Raw genomic sequence first — 18,622 nt, 5'->3', positions numbered from 1 at the left:
GCCCGCACCGGGCGCAGGAATCGCCCTCCGCCGAGGCCGCAGCCACACCCACCACGGCCGCAGTGCACCACCGCGACCACAGTCCACTCACCAAGACCACAGCTGCACCCCACCAAAGCCACGCCCACACCCACCACGACCACAGCCCACCCACCCGGGCCACATCCACCCAATCCACAACCCACCTACTAAGGCCACACGACACCACCGCGACCACTACTGATCGAAACCCCAGCTGCTCCAGCCGGGACCACCCACATCCCACCCACCACAGAACACGAACAATCTCTCGCCCTGCCCTCCCTGCCCTCACCCTCCCTCCTCCTGCTCTCACCCTCCCTCCCTGCCCTGCCCTCCCTGCCCTGCCCTCCCTGCCCTCACCCTCCCTCCCCCTGCCCTCACCCTCTCTCTCCTCCTCCCCCTCCCCGGCACACACCACCCCGCCCACCACCACCAGCACGCCGTTCACGTAAGCCCGATCCCCGTCCTTCTCGGTCATCCCAGGGTTCTCCGGAGTCCATAGCAGACTCGTCGGTTGCGCCCATCTCCATACATTTCCCCTGCACCAATCCATTCCTCGAATAGCGCTCACGGGAGAGCCATGTCTGAATCCGTTTCCATCGGCCAGCTGACCACCCCCGATCGGGAGTGGGCCACGCCCGCCTCCCGGGCCGTGCTGGGAGTTGTCGGCGCAGGCGGGATTGTCGCGGCGATGCTGGTCCCCATCGGGAAAGTCGGGCTCGGGTGGACGTTGGCGGTGGCGGTCGTCGCCTGCGCGATCGTCGTGCTTGGCCGGATCGCCGAGCGCAGGCAGATGCAGGCAGGGTGGTTGGTGCTCGCCGTCGGGCTCGGGGTTGCCGGGGCGGTTCGGGATGCCGGGTGGTTGTTCGGGTTCTGCGTGGTGGGGGCGGCGGTGTGCCTGTCGTTGAGTGTCGCGGGTGGACGGTCCGCCGGTGAGCTTGCCCGGGGGTCGGTCGCCGTGTGGGGGTCGGGGCTGCTGTCGTGGCCTCGGCTCGTGGTGGGGGTTTGGGTCGCGGTGCGCAGTCGTCAAGGCGGGGTGCGGATCTGGGCCGCGGTGGGGGTCGGGGCGGTGTTGGTGCTGGTGTTCGGGGCCTTGTTCGCGGCGGCGGACGCGGCGTTCGCCGAGGTGGTGTCGTCGCTGGTTCCGGACTTCTCCGGGGTTCCCGGGCCGTCGGTGGTGGTGTTTCTCGTCGTGGTCGTGTTGCTGGCGGGGGCGGCGTATCACCGGGGCGCGCCAGCGCGGGTGGGGCGGCCGGTCAAGCGCGTGCGGCTGGTGGAGTGGGCGCTGCCGGTGAACGTCCTGCTGATGCTGTTCGCCCTCTTCATCGGCGTGCAGGTGGCCGCCCTCTTCGGTGGGGACGCCTATGTCACCCGCACCTCCGGCCTGACCTACGCCCAGTACGCCCGGTCCGGGTTCTGGCAGCTCCTCGCCGTCACCGCCCTCACGCTCGCCGTCATCGCGATCGCCGCCCGGGTCGCGCCGCGGCGCACCGCCGTCGAGCGGGGCTGGCTGCGTGGGCTGCTCGGCGGGCTGACCGCCGCCACCCTGGTGATCGTCGCGTCCGCGCTCACCCGCTTGTGGCTCTACCAGGAGACCTACGGCTTCACGGTCCTGCGTCTGCTCGTCGGCGTCGCCGAGCTGTGGCTCGGCCTGGTGTGCCTGATGGTGCTCGCCGCGGGCAGGCGTCTCGCGGCGGCATGGCTGCCGCGCGCGGTGCTGGGCAGCGGGCTCGCCGCGCTGCTCGGGCTGGTCGTCCTCAATCCGGAAGCGTTCATCGCCCGGTGGAACGTCCAGCGCTACGCCGACACCGGCCGCATCGACACCGCCTACCTGGGCGCCCTCTCCGCCGACGCCGTCCCCGCGCTCGCCGACCTGCCCGAGCCCGTCCGCGCGTGCGTGCTCCTCCCCCACGCCGCCCGCCTCACCGACGACAGCCCGACCGAGTGGAACTGGGCCCGCGCCGCCGCCCGCGATCTCCTGCTCCGCCCCCACGCCTGCGAAACATAAGGTTGACAGAGCAACTTCCACCGGCCAGTCTGGGAGCGCTCCCAACAGGACAGGAGTGGACATGCGACGAAGCATGCGCAGGGCCGCGCTGACCGCGGTCGTCATCGGCGCGGCCGCGGTGACGGTCCCCCAGGCCCAAGCCGCCGACCTGCCGACGCTGACCGTGGAGACGACGCAGGTCGCGTTCGGACTCAAGCGGCCGACGGCGATCGCCGCGCCAGACGACGGCAGCGGCAGGCTGTTCATCACCGAGAAGGCGGGCACCGTGCGGGTCTACCACCCGCAGACCGGACTGGCCGCCGAGCCGCTGATCGACATCACCGCCCACGTCAGCGTCAGCGGCAACGAGCGCGGCCTGCTCGGCATCGCGCCGTCGCCCGGCTACGCCACCGACCAGACGCTCTACCTGGCCTACACGCGCGCGTCCGACAACGCCGTCACCCTCGCCCGCCACGCCGACGGCACGCTGACCGAGCTGCTGAGCCAGGACCACGCCACCTACGCCAACCACAACGGCGGCCAGCTCGCCTTCGACGGCGACGGCCTGCTGTACTGGGGCATCGGCGACGGCGGCGACGCGGGCGACCCGTTCGACGCGGGCCAGCGGCTCGACACGCTGCTCGGCAAGATCCTGCGCCTGGACGTGAGCTGCCCGCTCTACTGCGTGCCCGCCGACAACCCGTTCGTCGGCGTCGCGGGCGCGCGGCCGGAGATCTGGGCGTACGGCCTGCGCAACCCGTGGCGCTTCTCCTTCGACCCCGCCGACGACTCGCTGTGGATCGCCGACGTGGGCCAGGGCACCCTGGAGGAGGTCGACCACCTGCGCGCCGACCAGGCGGGCGCGAACCTCGGCTGGTCGTGCCGGGAGGGCACCGAGGTGTTCGACGCCTCCCGCTGCCGCGCGGGCGAGTCCTATGTAGACCCCGTGTTCACCTACCGGACCTCGGTCGAAGGCTGTGCCGTCATCGGCGGCGTGGTCTACCGGGGCTCGCGGTTCGCCGACATCGCCGACGGCGTCTACCTCGCGTCGGACTACTGCACGAACCCGGCGTTCGCGATCCGCGCCAATCCCGACGGCACCCACACCCACGCGCGCATCGGCGAGCTGCCCATCCAGCCGACCAGCTTCGGCACCGACGCCGACGGCGAGATCTACCTGGTCAACGACCTGCCCGGCCAGCTGCACAAGGTGTCGTTCCGCTCCACGGCGACGCAGCCGTCCTGCGCGGTCGACTACCGGCTGGTGACCCAGTGGGGCACCGGCTTCCACGCCGAGGTGACCGTCACCAACACCGGGGCCGAGCCGGTGTCCGCGTGGTCGCTGGTCTGGTCGTTCGGCGACGGCCAACGGGTCACGCAGGCGTGGAACGCGACCGTCCGCCAGGAGGGCGCGGCCGTCACCGCGGGCAACGCCGACTGGAACGCGGCCATCGCCCCGGGCGCGTCCGTCCAGTTCGGATTCCTGGGCTCGCGCACCGGGGCCAACAGCCCGCCCGCGGCATTCAGCCTCAACGGCGGCGCGTGCCGCTGACGTCCAGCACCCTCGCGAGCGCGTCGATCCCGGCCCGGACGGCGCGCTCGTTGAGGGTGGCGTACCCGAAGATCAGCCCGCCGCGCCCCGACGGCGCGATCCGGTACGGGCCCACTCCCCCGACGCCCACGCCCGCCGTGCGCGCGGCGGCGATCGTGTCCTGCTCGCCCAGCCCCGGCGGCAGCCACGCGACGAGGTGCAGGCCCGCGGAGATCCCGACGGGGTCGAAGTCGGGCAGCCGCTCCCGCAGCGCCGACAGCAGGACGTCCCGGCGGCCGCGGTAGATCGGGCGCATGCGCCGCAGGTGGCGGTCGAACTCACCGCGGGCGAGGAAGTCGGCGAAGGTGAGCTGGTCCAGGGCGGGCGCGCCGCGGTCGGCGGCGAGCTTGGCAGCGGCCACGGCGTCGACCAGGTGCGCGGGCAGGGCAAGCCAGCCCAGCCGCATGCCGGGGGCGAGTGTCTTGCTGGCCGAGCCCGCGTAGACCACGCGATCGGGCGCCAGGCCCTGCAGGACGCCGAGCGCGGGGCGGTCGTAGCGGTACTCGGCGTCGTAGTCGTCCTCGATGACGATCGCGTCGTGCTCGCCGGCCCAGCGCAGCACGGCGGCGCGGCGGTCGGCGGGCAGGACGCCGCCGGTCGGCCACTGGTGGGCCGGGGTGAGGATCAGCGCGTCCGCCGAGCGCTTGGCCAGCTCGTCGACCCGCACGCCGCCCTCGTCGACCGGGACGCCCACGATCTCCATGCCGAGGCTGGCCGCGATCGGGCGGGCGTCGTCGTCGGCCGACGGGTCCTCGACGGCGAGCCGCCGCGCGCCGCGCACGGCCAGGACCTGCAGCAGCAGCGCGATGCCCTGCGCGTAGCCGGAGCAGACGACGATGTTGTCCGGGTGCGCCGCGGTGCCGCGGGCGCGGTTGAGGTAGTCGGCCAGCGCTTCCCGCAGCTCGGGCATCCCGCGCCCGCTGAGGTAGCCGAACCGGTCGGCGGGGGCCTCGGTGAGCACCCGGCGCACGGACCGCAGCCACGCCGCGCGCGGGAAGCGAGTGACGTCGGCGCGGCCGTAGCCGAAGTCGTAGGGCAGGGGCGGCTGCCGGACGGGACCCGGCGACGGCGCGGTCGCGGTGACCGCGGCGACGTGGGTGTAGCCGCCCATCCGGCTGGTCAGGTACCCCTCGGCGACGAGTTGCTGGTAGGCCTCGACCACGACCCCCCGGGAGACGCCGAGATCGGCGGCGAGCGCGCGGGTCGGCGGCAGCGCGGTGCCCGCGGCCAGCCGCCCGGACCGGATGCCCGCGCGCAGCGCGGTCTCGATCTGCCGGTGCAGCGGGCCGTCGCCGCGGCGCAGGTCGAGGACCAGGTCTTGGGCGAAATTGGTCCTGGGAACAGTCATCGGAATGGACCATACCGCCAGAACCAATCTCGGACATGCTGGTCGCCATGATCCTGATCCGACCGGGCGAGCCCGGATACGACGAGGCCCGCCGGGTGTGGAACGGCATGGTGGACCGCCGCCCCCGGCTGATCGCCCGCTGCGCGACCGACGCCGACGTGGCCGCCGCCGTGCGGCTGGCCCGCGAGCGGGACCTGGAGCTCGGCGTGCGCTGCGGCGGCCACAACGCCGTGGGCTTCGCCGTCCCCGAGGACGGGCTGATGATTGACCTGCGCGGCATGGACGGTATGAGCGTCGACCGCGAGTGGTCGACCGCCCGCGTCGGCGGCGGCGCGCTGCTGGGCGCGCTCGACGCGGCCACGCAGCCGTACGGCCTGGCCACGACGGCGGGCAACGTCTCGCACACCGGCGTCGGCGGCCTGACGCTGGGCGGCGGCATGGGCTGGCTGGCCCGCGCGCACGGCCTGGCCTGCGACAACGTCCTCTCCTACCGGGTGGTGACGGCCGACGGCACGGTGGTGACGGCCAGCCGCGACGAGCACCCGGACCTGTTCTGGGGCCTGCGGGGCGGCGGGGGCAACTTCGGCGTCGTCACCGAGTTCGAGTTCCGCCTGCACCCCGTCGGCACCCGGGCCCTGTCGGCGGAGTACACCTTCGACCCGTCCGCCGACGTCCTGCGCGCCTGGCGCGACATCAGCCGTTCGGCGCCTCGGCAGGCGACGTTCGACGCGTCCTTCCGCGACGGCGACACGCTGGTGGTCGGCTTCGTGTGGGTGGGCGATCCCGATGCGGGTCGAGCCCTGGCGTCGGAGTTGAACGCGCTGGGCACGCCCCGGTCGGCTGTTGTGCGGGAGCTGTCCTATCTGGACTTGCAGACCCGCGACGACACCGTCCAGAAGCACGCGATCCGCCGGTACTCGGCGGGGCACTACCTCCCGGAGCTGACCGACGCCGCGATCGACGCGTTCCTCACCGTCGAGGACGGCTTCGTCCCGAACCAGGGCTTACAGGCCTACGGCGGCGCGATCGCGGACGTGCCGGACGACGACGCGGCGTTCGGCTTCCGGGGCACGGAGTTCGAGTACGGGGCGGGCATGTCCTGGACCGACCCGGCCGAGGACTCCGACCGGATCGCCGACGCGCGGCGGACCGCGGCGCATCTGGCCCCGCACGCCGCGGGCGTGTACGTGAACATGCTCGCGGACGAGGGCGCCGCGGGCGTGCGCCGCGCGTATCCACCGGCCAAGCTGGCCAGGCTGACGGCGCTGAAGGACGTCTACGACCCGGACAACGTGTTCCACCTCAACCAGAACATCCGCCCGACCTCACGACCGGACTACGCGAACTCCACCCCGGCGTCGTCCACCGGGCCGTGACGGAGGAGCACGACGTCCTTCGGGTAGTTCTGGTGCAGCCGCCACGGCGTCGTCGGGCCCTGCCGGGGAAGCTGGTCCAGGGCGCGCAGGACGTAGTTGGCCTTGAGGTCGATGAACGGCTCGGTCGGCAGGCTCGGGTCGGGGGCCAGGGGCATGACCCGGCGCAGGCCGTTGGCGCGCATGTGGTTCAGCAGCCTGCACACGTAGGCCGCCACCAGGTCGCACTTCAGGGTCCACGACGCGTTCGTGTAGCCGATGGCCACCGCGAGGTTGGGGACCCCGCTGAGCATCATCCCCTTGTAGGCCACCGTGTCGCCGAAGTCGATCTTCGTGCCGTCGACGGTGAGCTGGATGCCGCCGAAGGGCAGCACCGACAGGCCCGTGGCGGTGACGACGATGTCCGCGTCCACCGTCGCGCCGGACTCCAGGGCGAGGCCGGTGGGGGTGAAGCCGGTGACGGCGTCGGTGACCACCGACGCCCGGCCGCTGCCGATCACCCGGAACAGGTCGGCGTCCGGGACGAAGCACATGCGCTGGTCCCACGGGTCGTAGCGGGGGCGGAAGTGGACGTCGACCGGGTAGCCCTCGGGCAGCCTGCGCTTGGCGTCCCAGCGGATGAGCCTGCGGATGACGTCCGGCCGCCAGCGGCTGAACCGGAACAGCGCGGTGGCCGCCAGGGCGTTCTTCCAGCGCACCGCCGGGTGGGCGACCCGGTCAGGGAGGACCTTCCGCAGGAAGTCGGCCAGCGGGTCGCGCGAGCCGAGGGAGACGACGTAGCTGGGCGAGCGCTGCACCATCGTCACGTGCTCGGCCTTCTCCGCGAGCGCGGGCACCAGCGTCACGGCGGTGGCGCCGCTGCCGATCACCGCGACCCGCTTGCCCGTCCAGTCGAGGTCCTGCGGCCAGTGCTGCGGGTGCACGACCGGCCCGGCGAAGTCCTCGCGGCCGGGGAAGTCCGGGGTGTGGCCCTCGTCGTAGCGGTAGTAGCCGGTGCAGCTGAACAGGAACCCGCAGGTCATCTCCACGGTCTCGCCGCCGCGGTCGAGGGTCACCGTCCAGCGCGCGGTGTCGGAGTCCCAGGCGGCGGCGGTGACCCGGTGGTTGAACCGGACGAGCCGGTCGACGCCGTACTCGCGGGCGGTCTCCCGGATGTACTCGCGGATGGACGACCCGTCGGCCAGGACGGCGGCCGCGCGCCACGGGCGGAACGAGTAGCCGAGGGTGAACATGTCCGAGTCCGAGCGCACGCCCGGGTACCGGAACAGATCCCACGTCCCGCCGATCGCCCCCCGGGACTCCACGATCGCGATCGACGCGCCCGGCACGCGCTCGCGCAGCTGGCAGGCGGCCCCGACGCCGGAGAGCCCGGCGCCGACGATCAGGACGTCGACGTGCTCCATGCCGTCCTCCCCTAGTCGGTTCGCTTGGGACCGTACCGGAACCCCGAGGGGCGGTCGCGCGTCCGGACGGGGGTGATCGGCAACGCGGTGGTGGGGTCAGGAGCGGTCTGCGCGGTGGTCGCGGCCCTCTGGGGCGACGGCGGCGCGGCGCGCCCGTATCCGGGTCTGGTCATCGCGTGCGCGGTGGTCGTGCTCGTCGCCGCCGGGCTTGCGCTGGCCGGACGGCAGCACTGGGCCGGACCGCTGGGGGTCGTCGCCGCGCTCTGGGCGGCGGTCCTGCTCTACGTGGACCTCGACAGCGGCGTGCCGGGCAACTCCACGACGTTGCTCCTGGTGTCCGCGCTGGCCGTGACGGCAGGCGCGCTGATCGGCGGCACACGGGTGCTCGGCGCGGTGATCGCGGTCGCGCTGGTCGCCGCGCTCGCGGTGTCCGGCGCCGCGTGGGTGCCCGCGACCGCCGTGTCGCTCACCGCGGGCGAGCCGGTGGTCCCGGCGGCGCTCGCGGAACGTCCGGCCGACCAGCCGTGGAAGTGGACGGGCAGCGGCGCGGTGGTGGCGGCCGTGCCCGCGGGCGCGGGTGTCGTGATCGGCGCCCGTGACGAGTCCCCCGGCCATGACGAGATCGTCGGCGTCGACGGCCCCACCGGCGCCCGGCGGTGGAGCTACGCCCGCCCGGACGCCGCCCTGACCGCGCTCACCGCCACCCCGGACCGCGCGCTGGTGGTGGCCGCCTTCGCCCCCGGCAACGACTGGCGCAGCCACCAGTCCCTGCTCGTCACCCTCGACGCCATGACCGGGGAGCCGCTCAGCGAATGGGCGGGCGAGGCGCACCCGACGACGCCCACGACCACCGTGCTCCCCATCTGGCAGGGCATTGACGACGACCACCGCGTCACCGGGGTCGACCTCCGCGACGGCACGCGGCTGTGGTCGTGGTCGGCCCCCGCCGGATGCCGCCCGACGGCCGACGGTCCGGTGAGCGGCGCTGACGTCCTGCTGGTCCCGCTGTGGTGCGCGGACACCGTCACCGTCCTCGCGCTCGACGAGCGGACCGGCGAGGTGCGCTGGGAGCAGTCCGAGCCCTTCGCCGCGGGCCGGTTCACGACGACGACCAGCCCGGACGGCCGCGTCGCCGCCGTGACGCTCCCCGGCCGCGACCCGCGCCTGGTGTGGGCCGAGTCCGGGGAGCCGGTCGCCGACCTCGCGTCCGGCCCCCGCTACCCCCGCGTCGACCTCGGCGTCCGGCCGGTGGCGGAGGAGCGCGCCGCCGAGGAGGTGCTGCGGGCCGCCGTGCTCGACGTCGAGACCGGCGAGCCCACCGCGCTGGACCCGCGCGCCTGCCCGAGACCGCTGGACGACGCCACGACCGCGACGACCTACCTGCGGCTGTGCGAGAACGCCGACGGAGTCGATCTGGTCTGGCACACCTACGGCGGCCCGATCACCCGCGTCCCCCTGCCGTGGAGCGGGAGGACGCAGGCGGTTCTGCTGTCCGTCCCGGGCGCGGTCGTCGCCGTGCGCGTCGGACAGCCGGACGTCCTCGGGTTCCCGGCGGCCTAGATCCGGTCGATCAGGTCCACGAACAGCGCGAACGCCGCGTCCACCCGCTCGCGGTCCCCGGTGGCGAGCAGGTCCAGCTGCAGGCCGCGGGCCTGGGCGACCACGATCGAGGCGACCAGCGGCGCCCGCTCCGGCGCGCATCCGTCGGCGATGAGCAGGTTCTCCATGAGCGCCAGCGAGTCGTGCACGACCTGTCGGAGGAACCGCTCGTACTGGGCGGGTTCGCGGACGGCGTGGGCGAAGACCTCGAACAGCAGCCGGTAGACGGGCAGGCGCTCCTCGGTCGTGGACCGCCGCCACCAGTCGGTGAGGTCGGCGAGCCGGGCGGGCTCCGAGGTGCTGCCCGCCGCCTCGCTCAGCCGCTGGCGCAGCACCTCGATCACCTCGGTGACCAGGTTCTCCTTGGAGCCGAAGTGGTGCAGCAGCGTGCCGTGGCTGACGCCGACGGCCGCGGCCAGCGGGCGCATCGCCAGGCCGGAGACGCCGTGGGCCAGCACGTAGTCGACCACGGCGTCGAGGAGTTCGGGTCGGCGGTGTTGATAGCGCAGGCGCCTGCCGTCGGTGTCCACCGGCGTGACGGTACCAGGTTGTTTGACCACTTGGTCGAGCTACTTTACCGTGGGCCGCATGGAGATCACCGGCCTGCACCACATCGGCCACGTCGTCCGCGACATGACCGCAGCGCTCGATGTGTACCGGCGGCTGGGGTTCGCCGTGCCCGCCCCGAGTTACCCGGCGCTGCCCGGCGACGACGGCGAGCCCGTGCCGTTCGGGGCGGCGAACACGCACGCCGACTTCGCCGCCGACTTCCTGGAGCTGGCCACCGTCCTCGACCCGGGCGGCGCGGTCCCGGCGGACGCGCGGGTGGTCCCGCTGCAGGCCCCGCCCGAGGTGCTGCCGACCCTGCTGGAGCGCGTCACGGCCACCAGCGCGACCCTCGCCGCGTGTCTGGAGCGCTTCGAGGGCCTGCACATCCTGATGTTCTCCGCGTCCGACATCGACGCCGCCGCCGACCGCCTGCGCACCGCCGGGGTCGGCCACGGCGGCGTCACCACGGTCCGCCGCCCGGCGGGCGATGAGGTGGAGACCGTCCGCTACCTGGAGATCGACGGCGAACGCCCCGGAGCCGTCGCCGAGGGCCGGGTCGGCGTCGTCGCCGATCTCGACCCCCGCCTCCAGGCGGCCCGGCTCAGCGAGCACCCCAACGGCGCCACCGGTCTGGCCGACGTCCTGCTGTGCGCGACCGACGTGGACGAGACCCAGGACCGCTACGAGCGCTACCTCGGCAGGAGGGCCCGCGTTGACGGGAAGACCCGAGTGTTCGCCACCGGCGACGCCACCGTGACCCTCGTGGCCGCCTCGGACCTCGACGCCGTACTGCCGGGCGTGACCCCGCCCGCCGTCCCCGCCCTAGTCGCCACCACAGTCGCCGTGCGCGACCTCGGGACACCCCGGCAACTCCTGCAGGACAACGGTTTCCCGCTACGCGAGACCCCGTCAGGCGAGATCTTCACCTCCGCGCTCGGCGCGGTCATCGCCTTCCGCCCGGAGAACTAGCCGCGACCCCGGCCCGACATTCCCGCCGGACCGGCGGATTCGCGCCAGGCAACCCACCGTGCACCGCTGAGCGTCACGCCTAGATCCCCTTCGGCGCCATCACCCGCCGGTTGGGGAGGTGGGGTGCCATCCCGGCGGCGGGTCCTCGCCGATCACGCCGTCCACTGCCTCCCGGAGGAGGTCGGCGTGGCCGGTGTGGCGGCCGTACTCCTCGATCAGGTCGCAGACGAGCCGCCGCAGGCTGGCTCGGTGCCCGTCGGCAGCCGCCACGTGGACCGGCTGGTCGAGGCCGCCCTGGGCCAGCGCCGCCGTCAGCCGGGCGCGCGAGCGGGCGACGGCGTCGTCCCAGAGCGCGTAGAGCCGGTCCGGGGAGTCGTCGGCGGCCGAGGTGAACGGCCACTCCTCGTCATGGCCCGCCCAAGGCGCGCCGACGGGATCGCCGGTCAGCTTCGTGGTGAAGGTGTGCTCCTCGACCGCGGCGAGGTGCTTCAGCAGTCCGCCCAGGGTCAGCGCCGACGTGCCGACGCGGGTCCGCAGGCCCTCGGCGTCGAGGCCGTCGGCCTTCCAGCGGAACGTCGCCCGCAGTCGGTCCAGCGCGCCGACGAGGTGCTCGACCTCGCTGCCCGCCAGCGGCGGTTCCCACGGACACTCGGTCATCACTCCACGTTACTGGCTGAGCACCTGTTCCCGCAGGATGTCGGCGTGGCCGCAGTGCTGGGCCAGCTCGCGCAGCACGTGCAGGTACACCCAGCGCAGCGGCAGCGGGCCGCGGCGGTTGTGGTGGACGAGGTCGTCGAGGTCCATCCCGGCCACCGCGCGCCGGGAGGCCTCGCACGCCTCGCGGTGGGCCTGCCGGACGGACTCGACGGTGTCGGTGTCGTCGAGGATGAACGACTCGTCCGGGGTCGGCGGGAGGCCGAGCTCCGCGCGCGTCCGGCCGCTGATCGACTCGTCGAACCAGACCTTCTCGACGAACACCGCGTGCTTCACCAGGCCCAGCAGCGTGGTCCGGGACGGCACCAGGGACCGCCGCGCCTGGTCCTCGGTGAGCCCGTCCAGGCTGTTGTTAAGCGCGTGGCGGTGTTCGTCGATGAAAGCCTCGAACTGGGCGCGGATCGGGTCGCCGAGGACGTCGTGGGAGAAGCGCGTGATCATGGGCCGGAGCATGTCACGACCGCTTCCGCGCCCGCAGGACCGCGTCGTGCAGTTCGACGCCGCGCCCGTGCGGGTCGGTGGCGACGCGGGTCCGGGACTCCGCGACGACCACGTCCCACCGGTCCGGCTCCAGGGCGGCGATGACGTCGGCGGTCGTCGAGTGCGCCTCCGGCACGGAGTGGTGGTCGGCCGGGTCGTGGCCGACGACGAGCAGCGTGCCGCCCGGCGAGACGGCCGAGGCCAGCTTGGCGAACAGCGCGCCGGGCGGGCCCGTCGGGTGGACGTAGTGGGCGGACACCAAGTCGAAGTGCTCGGCGGGCGGCGTCCAGTCGGTCAGGTCGGCGTGCACCCAGTCGACCGGGACGTCCGCGCCGTCCTCCCGCGCGCGCTCCAGTGCGGTGGCGGAGATGTCGACCGCGGTCACCCGCCATCCCCGGCCCGCGAGCCAGATGGCGTTGGCGCCCTCGCCGCAGCCCGCCTCCAGCGCGGTCCCGGGCGGGAGGTCGGCTACCTCGGCCACCAGCTGCGGGCTGGGGACCTGCCGGTGGTGCCCGCCCGCGCGGTAGCGCTCTTCCCAATAGGCCTGGTCGAACACGGGACGCTCCTTCACAGTCCGTGGCGGCGCTCGCCCGCCACCAGGTCGCAGACCTCGGATTCGGCCGTCGCGGCGAACGGCTCCCGGTAGGCGGCGACCGCCAGGCGGGTCTCCTCGTCGATCAGGTCGGCGTTGATCTGGGCGCCCGCGCCCGCTCCCGCCGCGGCGGCGGCGCCGACCTGGGCGGCCATGTCCACGACGTTGCCCGCGATCCACACGCCGGGCACGTCGCTGCGGCCGGTCGAGTCGGCGGGCAGGTACTCCCCCATCCCCGACGGGTGGTCGGTGGCCCGCAGCCCGAGCGTGGCGAGGAAGTCCGCGCGCACGGACATCCGCGGCGCGACCGCCAGCGCGGCGCGGGCGACGACCGTGCCGTCGGCCATCCGCACGCCGGTGAGCCGGTCGTCGGCGGACTCGACGGCCGCGACCTCGCCGGTCACCACGCGGATCTCGCGCGCGGCCAGCTGCTCGGCGTCCTCCGGGCTCAGCGGACGGGTGTGGGCGAAGTAGGTGATGTCGGGGCTCCACTGGCGGAACATCAGCGCCAGGTGCACCGACATCGGGCCGGTCGCCAGCACGCCGATCGCCTGGTCGCGCACCTCCCAGCCGTGGCAGTACGGGCAGTGCAGCACGTCCTTGCCCCACCGCTCCTGCACGCCGGGGATCTCCGGCAGGTCGTCGACCACGCCGGTGGCCACGAGCAGCCTGCGCGCGCGGACGGTCCGGCCGTCGGCCAGCGCCACCGCGAACTCCTCGCCCTCGCGGGTCACGTCGCGGACCTCGCCGGAGACGACATGGCCGCCGTACTCGCGCACCTCCGCGCGACCACGCGCCAGCAGTTCGGCGGGCGGCATCCCCTCGCGCCCCAGCAGCCCGTGCACGCCCGACGCGGGGGCGTTGCGCGGGGAACCGGCATCGATCACCACGACCGACCGGCGGGCCCTGGCCAGCATGAGCGCCCCGTTCAACCCCGCGGCGCCTCCGCCGACCACTACCACGTCATATCCGTCTAACAGCCGATCGGTCACTGTCGACCACCTCCATGACCACCATGCGGCCTGACCCGACCGGAGCGCAAATCGAGTTGCCGATCTGGCAAACTGGCGGGCATGCACGAGACCAACCACGACGAGCAGGCGATCCGGGCCGTCGGGCCGCGGCTGCGCGCGCTGCGCAAGCAACGGGAGACCACGCTGGCCGACTTGTCGGCGGCGACCGGGATCTCGGTGAGCACGCTGTCCCGCCTGGAGTCCGGCGCGCGCAGGCCGACCCTGGAGCAGCTGATGCCGCTGGCCCGCGCCCACGGCGTCACGCTCGACGAACTCGTCGACGCCCCCCTCACCGGCGACCCGCGCATCCACCTGCGCCCGGTCACCCACCACGGCATGACGATGCTGCCACTGACCCGCAGGGCGGGCGGCATCCAGGCGTTCAAGATCGTGATCACCGACCGCCCCGGCGAGCCGGACCCGCAGACCCACGAGGGCTACGAGTGGATCTACGTCCTCAACGGCCGCCTGCGCCTCGTCCTCGGCCACCACGACGTGGTGCTCGTGCCCGGCGAGGCGGCCGAGTTCGACACCCGAGTCCCCCACTGGTTCGGCCCGGCCGACGGCGAGCCGGTGGAGTTCCTGAGCCTGTTCGGCAAACAGGGCGAGCGAGCGCACCTGCGCACCCGCCCGAAGGGATCAACCTGAGCGGCGGGGGACTCGGCACCAGCAACCTCAGCGCCGCGATCCCACACGACCGGGCGGCCGTGGATCGGCGGCGTTCCCGGGACCGGCCGGTCCCCACGGGCGTCGAGAACCGGGAAGGCGGGCGTGTTCTGGCCTCTCGCCAGGCGCCCGGGGCGCATGTTCAGCGCCTGCGGCGCCACCACCGCCGCTTCGCGGGCGGTTCGGGCTGCGGCTCAGGCTCCGGTTCGGCATCGGCGAGCCGTTCCAGCAGCGCGGCCCGGTCCACCCGCCAGCCTTCGACGATCTCGTCGGGGTCGACGAACCGGACCAGGACGGTCGGGCCGGTGTGGGTGCGGATGCACTGGTCGATCCGCTCGTTCAGCTCGGCGACGAGTGCGCGGACGCGGTCCTCGGTGGGCACCGCGGCCACCGCGGTCGGCAGCAGCTCGATCTCCTTGCGCAGCCGCAGGCCTTCCGGCAGCAGCGGGGCGGTGTCCAGGTCCTCGCGCTTGAGGAACGCCTTGAGCCACCACTGGTCGTCGTCGAGGTGGCGCAGCGGCTTGCCCGACCCGGGCAGGCCGTCGAGGTCGCCGCGCTCCTGCGCGGCGCGGATCTGCGCCTCGATCCAGTCGGCGAAGTCGACGTTCGCGGGCTTGCGCTCGGTCACCCCGCCAGGCTACCGGGGATCGGGCCGGTGCACCCAGGAATCGAACGCCAGCACCAGCGCCGCGAGCACGATGAACACGATCCCGATCGACGGCACGCCCTCGATGATCAGGATGCCCGCGGCGATCACCAGCGGCACGACCGCGAAGAGGCAGAACAGGTCGATCGGACCGAATCCGACCAGCGGGCGGGCGGGCGTGTCGCGGCGGTCTGAGCTGGGCACGCCCGGCAGCGTAGTCTAGGCCGCGTCGGCGTCCTCCACGGTCGGGTGAAACGCCACCACTTCCCCGATGCGGTCGGCGAGAATGCGCGGCCCGTCCTCGGTCAGCACCGACTCCGCGTGGAACTGCATGGACGAGAACCAGCCGCCGCGCAGCGCGTGCACCACGCCGGTGTCGGCGTCGCGGCTGATCTCCACCCGACCGAACCGGGGATGGCGCAGCTCGTCGGCGTCGCTGCGCGCGGCGAAGGAGTTGTAGAACCCCACCGTCTCCCGCGCGCCGAACAGGTCGATCTCGCGCCGGGTCCCCTGCAGGGTCACCGGGCAGCGGGCCAGCCGCAGGCCGAGCACCCCGCTGAGGACCTGGTGGCTCAGGCACACCGCGAGGAACGGCAGCCGCCCCTCCAGCAGCCCGGACGCCGCCGCGCGCAGGTGCGCGATCCTCGGGTCGGCCGCGTCGGTCGGGTCGCCCGGGCCGGGACCCAGCACGACGAGGTCGTGGCCGTCCCAGCGGTGTTCCTCGTCGAAGCGGCGCACCTCGACCGCGAGCCCGAGCGCGCGCAACTGGTGGGCGATCATCGCGGTGAAGGTGTCCTCGGCGTCGATGACGAGCACGCGCAGGCCCGCGAACCGGGTGGCCGGGCGGTCGCCGGTGAGCCAGAACCGGGCCAGGCCGTCGTTGCGCCGCACGAGCGCGGCGGTCACGTCGGGGTGGTCGTGCCAGGCCGCGGTGCCGTCCAGCGCGCCGAGCAGCCCGGCGACCTTGGTCCGCGTCTCGGCCGCCTCGGAGGCGGGGTCGGAGTGGCGGACCAGGGTCGCGCCGACGCCCACCCGGACCGCGCCGTCTTCGGCGATCTCGGCGGTGCGGATGAGGATGGCCGAGTCCAGGGTCGGGCCGTCGGCGTCGCGGCCGATCAGCGCCGCCACCCCGCTGTAGTAGCCGCGGCCGGTGGACTCGTAGCGGCTGATCACCCGGCACGCGCTCTCCACCGGGCTGCCGGTCACGGTGGGGGCGAACATCGTCTCGGCGAGCACGTCGCGCACGTCGCGGTCGGTGCGGCCCTCGATGTGGTACTCGGTGTGCGCCAGGCGGGCCATCCGCTTGAGCCGCGGGCCCAGCACGCGCACCCGGTCCGGGCACAGCCGGGCCATCATCTTCAGCTCCTCGTCGACGACCATGAACAGCTCGTCGCTTTCCTTGCCGTCGCCGAGGAACTCCAGCGCGCCCGCGACGGTCGGCCCGGTCGGCGGGTAGCGGTAGGTGCCGCTGATGGGGTTCATCGCCGCCACCCCGCCGCGCAGGCTCACCTGCCGTTCCGGGGTCGCGCCGACGAACGCGGTCCGCCCGGTGTGGGCGATGAACGTCCAGTAGGCGCCGAACTCCTGCTCGCAGAGCCTGCGGAAGAACGTCAGCGCGTGCGCGGTGCGGTAGTCGGCGATGCGGGTGCGGTAGGTCCGGCGGATGACGAAGTTCGCCCCGACGCCCGCGCCGATCTCCTCGTCGATGACCCGCCGCACGGTGTCGGCGTAGGTGGAATCGTCGGGCTCGAACTCGCCGCCGCAGAGGGCGACCGGCTCCGCGGGCAGCCGGGCGAGCACGTCGTCCAGGCTCACCACGTCCTGCTCGTCCACGCGCAGCGCGAGCAGCGGGGCGCCGTCGTCCACCACGGCGTAGCCGCGTTCGGCGAGCTGGCGGTAGGGCACCAGCAGCAGCACCTGGTGCCCGGTGTGGTCGGCCAGCTCGACCTCGCGCAGGCTCGCCACCTCCGACACCGCGCCCACCAGCACGTCGACCCGGTCGCCGCCGCGGTGCAGCAGCGCGAACGGCGGCGGGTCGGGCGCGAGCACGCGCGCCAGCAGGTCGTCCCGCACCGTCGCCCCGCTCACGGCAGGACCTCGTCGGCGGTGACGACCACCGCGCAGATCCGGGACGCGTACTCCACGGCCATCCGGTGGTGCTCGGCGGAGAAGTCGCCCACGGCGTCGGCGACGATGAACGCCTCGATGTCGTTGGTGAACGCCTCCACCGCGCTCATCAGCACCCCGATGTGCGCGTACACCCCGCACAGCACGACCTGGTCGCGGCCGTGCTCGCGCATGCGCTCCAACAGGTCCGAGCGGCAGAAGGCGCTGTAGCGCCACTTGGTGAACAGCCAGTCGCCCGGCTCGGGCTCCAGCGGCTCCACCACCGCGCGGTCGGCGGGGTCGACGCGCATGCCCGGTCCCCAGAAGTCCTTGAGGAGACCGCGTTCGGCCTCGGTCATGCCGCCGGGCTGGGCGGTGTAGGCGATCGGCACGCCCGCGGCGCGGCAGCGCGCCCGCACGGCGGCGGTGTTGGCGACGAGCGTGCCGCGCACGTCCTCGCCGAAGGGTCGCAGGAAGAACCGCTGCATGTCGTGGATCAGCAGCACCGCGCGGTCCGGGTCGACGACCCAGGGCGCGATGTTGTCCGGAAGGTCGTCCCGCACGGGCATCGGGTAGGACCCGATGGCGGGGATGCCCACCATTGCCGTCTCCTTCAGCTCTCTTGGGCCAGGCGTTCGGCGAACCGGCGCCAGCCTCTGCTGGCCTCCATGGCCGCGCGCGCGATCGCGTCGCGGCAGTGCGGGGGGACGCTCTGCCCGATGGCCGCCCAGCGTTCGTGGCTCATCGCGCCCGCGTCGAGCAGGCGCAGCAGCATGCGCCCGCTCTCGGAGAACCGCAGGCTCGGATCCGACCGCAGCGCGCGCATCAGCGCCGCCGTGTCCGAGTCGGGCCGCGGTTCCGGGGTGGCCAGGCTCGCCCGCACGGCGCGGGCGGTCTCCGGGGAGATGCCCGCCCGGTGGGCGACCTGGCGCAGGGACAGCTGCGGCTGGGCCACCATGAGCTCGCGGGCGGCCCGGCGGCGCGCCGCGGCGTCCACCGGCCGGATGCGCCCGTCGCGCCCGATGCGGGCCACCGGCTGCGGCCCGGACTGGCGCCTGCGCACCTCGGCGACGGTGGCGGGCGCGAGCCCGACCACCGAGGCGACCAGCCGGTCCGACCACTGCGGACGGGCGGTGACGATCCGCGCCGCCGCCGTCTTGCGGTCCGCTGTGGACAGGGGGAGCCCGTGCGTGGTGTTGGCCCGCACGGAGAACAGGAACGCCTCGATCTCGTCGCCGTCGAAGAGGCGGGCGGCGATGTCGTCCTGGCCGCGCAGGATGGCCGCGCGCAGCCGGTGGCGGCCGTCCACGACCCGCAGCGTGTCGCGGTGCACCACGATCGGCGGCAGTTCGGTCAGGCTGTCTGCCAGCCGCCGCACGTGCTCGGGGTCCTCGCCGGCCGAGCGCGGCGACCGCATGGTCAGCAGCTCGGCTATCGGCAGCCGGACGACCCCGCCGCCGCACGTGTCGCCGTCCTCCCGCGTGTGACCGGCCGCGAAGTCGAGCACCGCCACCCCCCGCCAGTTCTCGAACACCGGACGCGGTCCATGGTAGGAATTTCGTCTG

18 protein-coding genes are annotated in these 18,622 nt (G+C 73.8%); 6 read left to right on the top strand and 12 right to left on the bottom strand.

Annotated features, from left to right (window positions below; translation table 11 throughout):
• The first annotated feature begins 601 nt into the window (after window positions 1-601).
• Both Actkin_RS14095 and Actkin_RS14090 read left to right on the top strand, forming a co-directional pair.
• A complete protein-coding gene (locus tag Actkin_RS14095; RefSeq protein ID WP_258907527.1) occupies window positions 602-2,029 on the top strand; it encodes a DUF4153 domain-containing protein in 1,428 nt (475 codons plus the stop codon).
• A 61-nt stretch (window positions 2,030-2,090) separates the two neighbouring features.
• On the top strand, window positions 2,091-3,560 hold the full coding sequence (locus Actkin_RS14090; protein WP_258907526.1) for a PQQ-dependent sugar dehydrogenase: 1,470 nt from the start codon (window positions 2,091-2,093) through the stop codon (window positions 3,558-3,560).
• Here Actkin_RS14090 and Actkin_RS14085 read toward each other — a convergent pair.
• Complete coding sequence (locus tag Actkin_RS14085; RefSeq protein ID WP_258907524.1) at window positions 3,538-4,947, bottom strand: MocR-like pyridoxine biosynthesis transcription factor PdxR; 1,410 nt, start codon at window positions 4,945-4,947, stop codon at window positions 3,538-3,540. The genes Actkin_RS14090 and Actkin_RS14085 overlap by 23 nt on opposite strands.
• A 47-nt stretch (window positions 4,948-4,994) precedes the next feature.
• Here Actkin_RS14085 and Actkin_RS14080 point away from each other — a divergent pair, with 47 nt between their 5' ends.
• On the top strand, window positions 4,995-6,323 hold the full coding sequence (locus tag Actkin_RS14080; protein WP_258907522.1) for an FAD-binding oxidoreductase: 1,329 nt from the start codon (window positions 4,995-4,997) through the stop codon (window positions 6,321-6,323).
• Here Actkin_RS14080 and Actkin_RS14075 read toward each other — a convergent pair.
• A complete protein-coding gene (locus Actkin_RS14075; RefSeq protein ID WP_189213887.1) occupies window positions 6,284-7,723 on the bottom strand; it encodes a flavin-containing monooxygenase in 1,440 nt (479 codons plus the stop codon). The genes Actkin_RS14080 and Actkin_RS14075 overlap by 40 nt on opposite strands.
• Window positions 7,724-7,837: 114 nt before the next feature.
• Between Actkin_RS14075 and Actkin_RS14070 the strand changes: the two genes are divergently transcribed.
• A complete protein-coding gene (locus Actkin_RS14070) occupies window positions 7,838-9,283 on the top strand; it encodes a BamB-related PQQ repeat family beta-propellar protein (RefSeq protein WP_258907520.1) in 1,446 nt (481 codons plus the stop codon).
• Here Actkin_RS14070 and Actkin_RS14065 read toward each other — a convergent pair.
• The gene (locus Actkin_RS14065; RefSeq protein ID WP_258907518.1) at window positions 9,280-9,852 is read right to left on the bottom strand and encodes a TetR/AcrR family transcriptional regulator; all 573 of its coding nucleotides are present in this window, start codon (window positions 9,850-9,852) and stop codon (window positions 9,280-9,282) included. The two genes, Actkin_RS14070 and Actkin_RS14065, sit on opposite strands and share 4 nt — an antisense overlap.
• 58 nt (window positions 9,853-9,910) lie before the next feature.
• Between Actkin_RS14065 and Actkin_RS14060 the strand changes: the two genes are divergently transcribed.
• A complete protein-coding gene (locus Actkin_RS14060; RefSeq protein ID WP_258907516.1) occupies window positions 9,911-10,840 on the top strand; it encodes a VOC family protein in 930 nt (309 codons plus the stop codon).
• Window positions 10,841-10,939: 99 nt separating this feature from the next.
• Here Actkin_RS14060 and Actkin_RS14055 read toward each other — a convergent pair whose 3' ends face one another.
• From Actkin_RS14055 to Actkin_RS14040, 4 genes are read right to left on the bottom strand one after another with little or no spacing between them, the layout of a single operon-like run.
• Window positions 10,940-11,497, bottom strand: coding sequence for a DinB family protein (locus tag Actkin_RS14055; protein WP_258907515.1), 558 nt, complete (start codon window positions 11,495-11,497; stop codon window positions 10,940-10,942).
• Between the two features lie 9 nt (window positions 11,498-11,506).
• Complete coding sequence (locus tag Actkin_RS14050) at window positions 11,507-11,995, bottom strand: DinB family protein (protein WP_258907514.1); 489 nt, start codon at window positions 11,993-11,995, stop codon at window positions 11,507-11,509.
• Window positions 11,996-12,008: 13 nt separating this feature from the next.
• Entirely contained in the window at window positions 12,009-12,590 is a 582-nt protein-coding gene (locus tag Actkin_RS14045; RefSeq protein WP_258907512.1) for a class I SAM-dependent methyltransferase, read from the bottom strand.
• 11 nt (window positions 12,591-12,601) lie between these two features.
• The gene (locus Actkin_RS14040; protein WP_258907511.1) at window positions 12,602-13,582 is read right to left on the bottom strand and encodes an NAD(P)/FAD-dependent oxidoreductase; all 981 of its coding nucleotides are present in this window, start codon (window positions 13,580-13,582) and stop codon (window positions 12,602-12,604) included.
• A gap of 117 nt (window positions 13,583-13,699) precedes the next feature.
• Between Actkin_RS14040 and Actkin_RS14035 the strand changes: the two genes are divergently transcribed.
• Entirely contained in the window at window positions 13,700-14,287 is a 588-nt protein-coding gene (locus tag Actkin_RS14035; RefSeq protein WP_189213879.1) for a helix-turn-helix domain-containing protein, read from the top strand.
• Between the two features lie 160 nt (window positions 14,288-14,447).
• Here the strand turns inward: Actkin_RS14035 and Actkin_RS14030 are convergent, their stop codons facing one another.
• The 5 genes from Actkin_RS14030 to Actkin_RS14010 are packed head-to-tail and all read right to left on the bottom strand — an operon-like array spanning window position 14,448 to window position 18,591.
• Window positions 14,448-14,933: a DnaJ family domain-containing protein gene (locus Actkin_RS14030; protein WP_258907509.1), complete on the bottom strand. Its 486-nt coding sequence runs from the start codon at window positions 14,931-14,933 to the stop codon at window positions 14,448-14,450.
• A 9-nt stretch (window positions 14,934-14,942) separates the two neighbouring features.
• Window positions 14,943-15,155 carry a hypothetical protein gene (locus Actkin_RS14025; RefSeq protein ID WP_189213877.1) on the bottom strand — a complete coding sequence of 71 codons (213 nt, stop codon included), beginning with the start codon at window positions 15,153-15,155 and terminating at the stop codon, window positions 14,943-14,945.
• A 15-nt stretch (window positions 15,156-15,170) separates the two neighbouring features.
• Window positions 15,171-17,039 (bottom strand): anthranilate synthase family protein, encoded by a 1,869-nt coding sequence (locus Actkin_RS14020; RefSeq protein ID WP_258907507.1) that lies wholly within the window; start codon window positions 17,037-17,039, stop codon window positions 15,171-15,173.
• A complete protein-coding gene (locus Actkin_RS14015) occupies window positions 17,036-17,659 on the bottom strand; it encodes an isochorismatase family protein (RefSeq protein ID WP_258907506.1) in 624 nt (207 codons plus the stop codon). The genes Actkin_RS14020 and Actkin_RS14015 overlap by 4 nt, the downstream gene beginning before the upstream one ends.
• An 11-nt stretch (window positions 17,660-17,670) precedes the next feature.
• On the bottom strand, window positions 17,671-18,591 hold the full coding sequence (locus tag Actkin_RS14010; protein ID WP_258907504.1) for a ParB/RepB/Spo0J family partition protein: 921 nt from the start codon (window positions 18,589-18,591) through the stop codon (window positions 17,671-17,673).
• Window positions 18,592-18,622 lie beyond the last annotated feature (31 nt).

Origin of the sequence: Actinokineospora sp. UTMC 2448, from assembly GCF_024760565.1 — a bacterium.
Lineage (GTDB): Bacteria > Actinomycetota > Actinomycetes > Mycobacteriales > Pseudonocardiaceae > Actinokineospora > Actinokineospora fastidiosa.
Note: the sequence above shows the minus strand (reverse complement) of the source record. Positions and strands in the feature narration are given on the sequence as shown.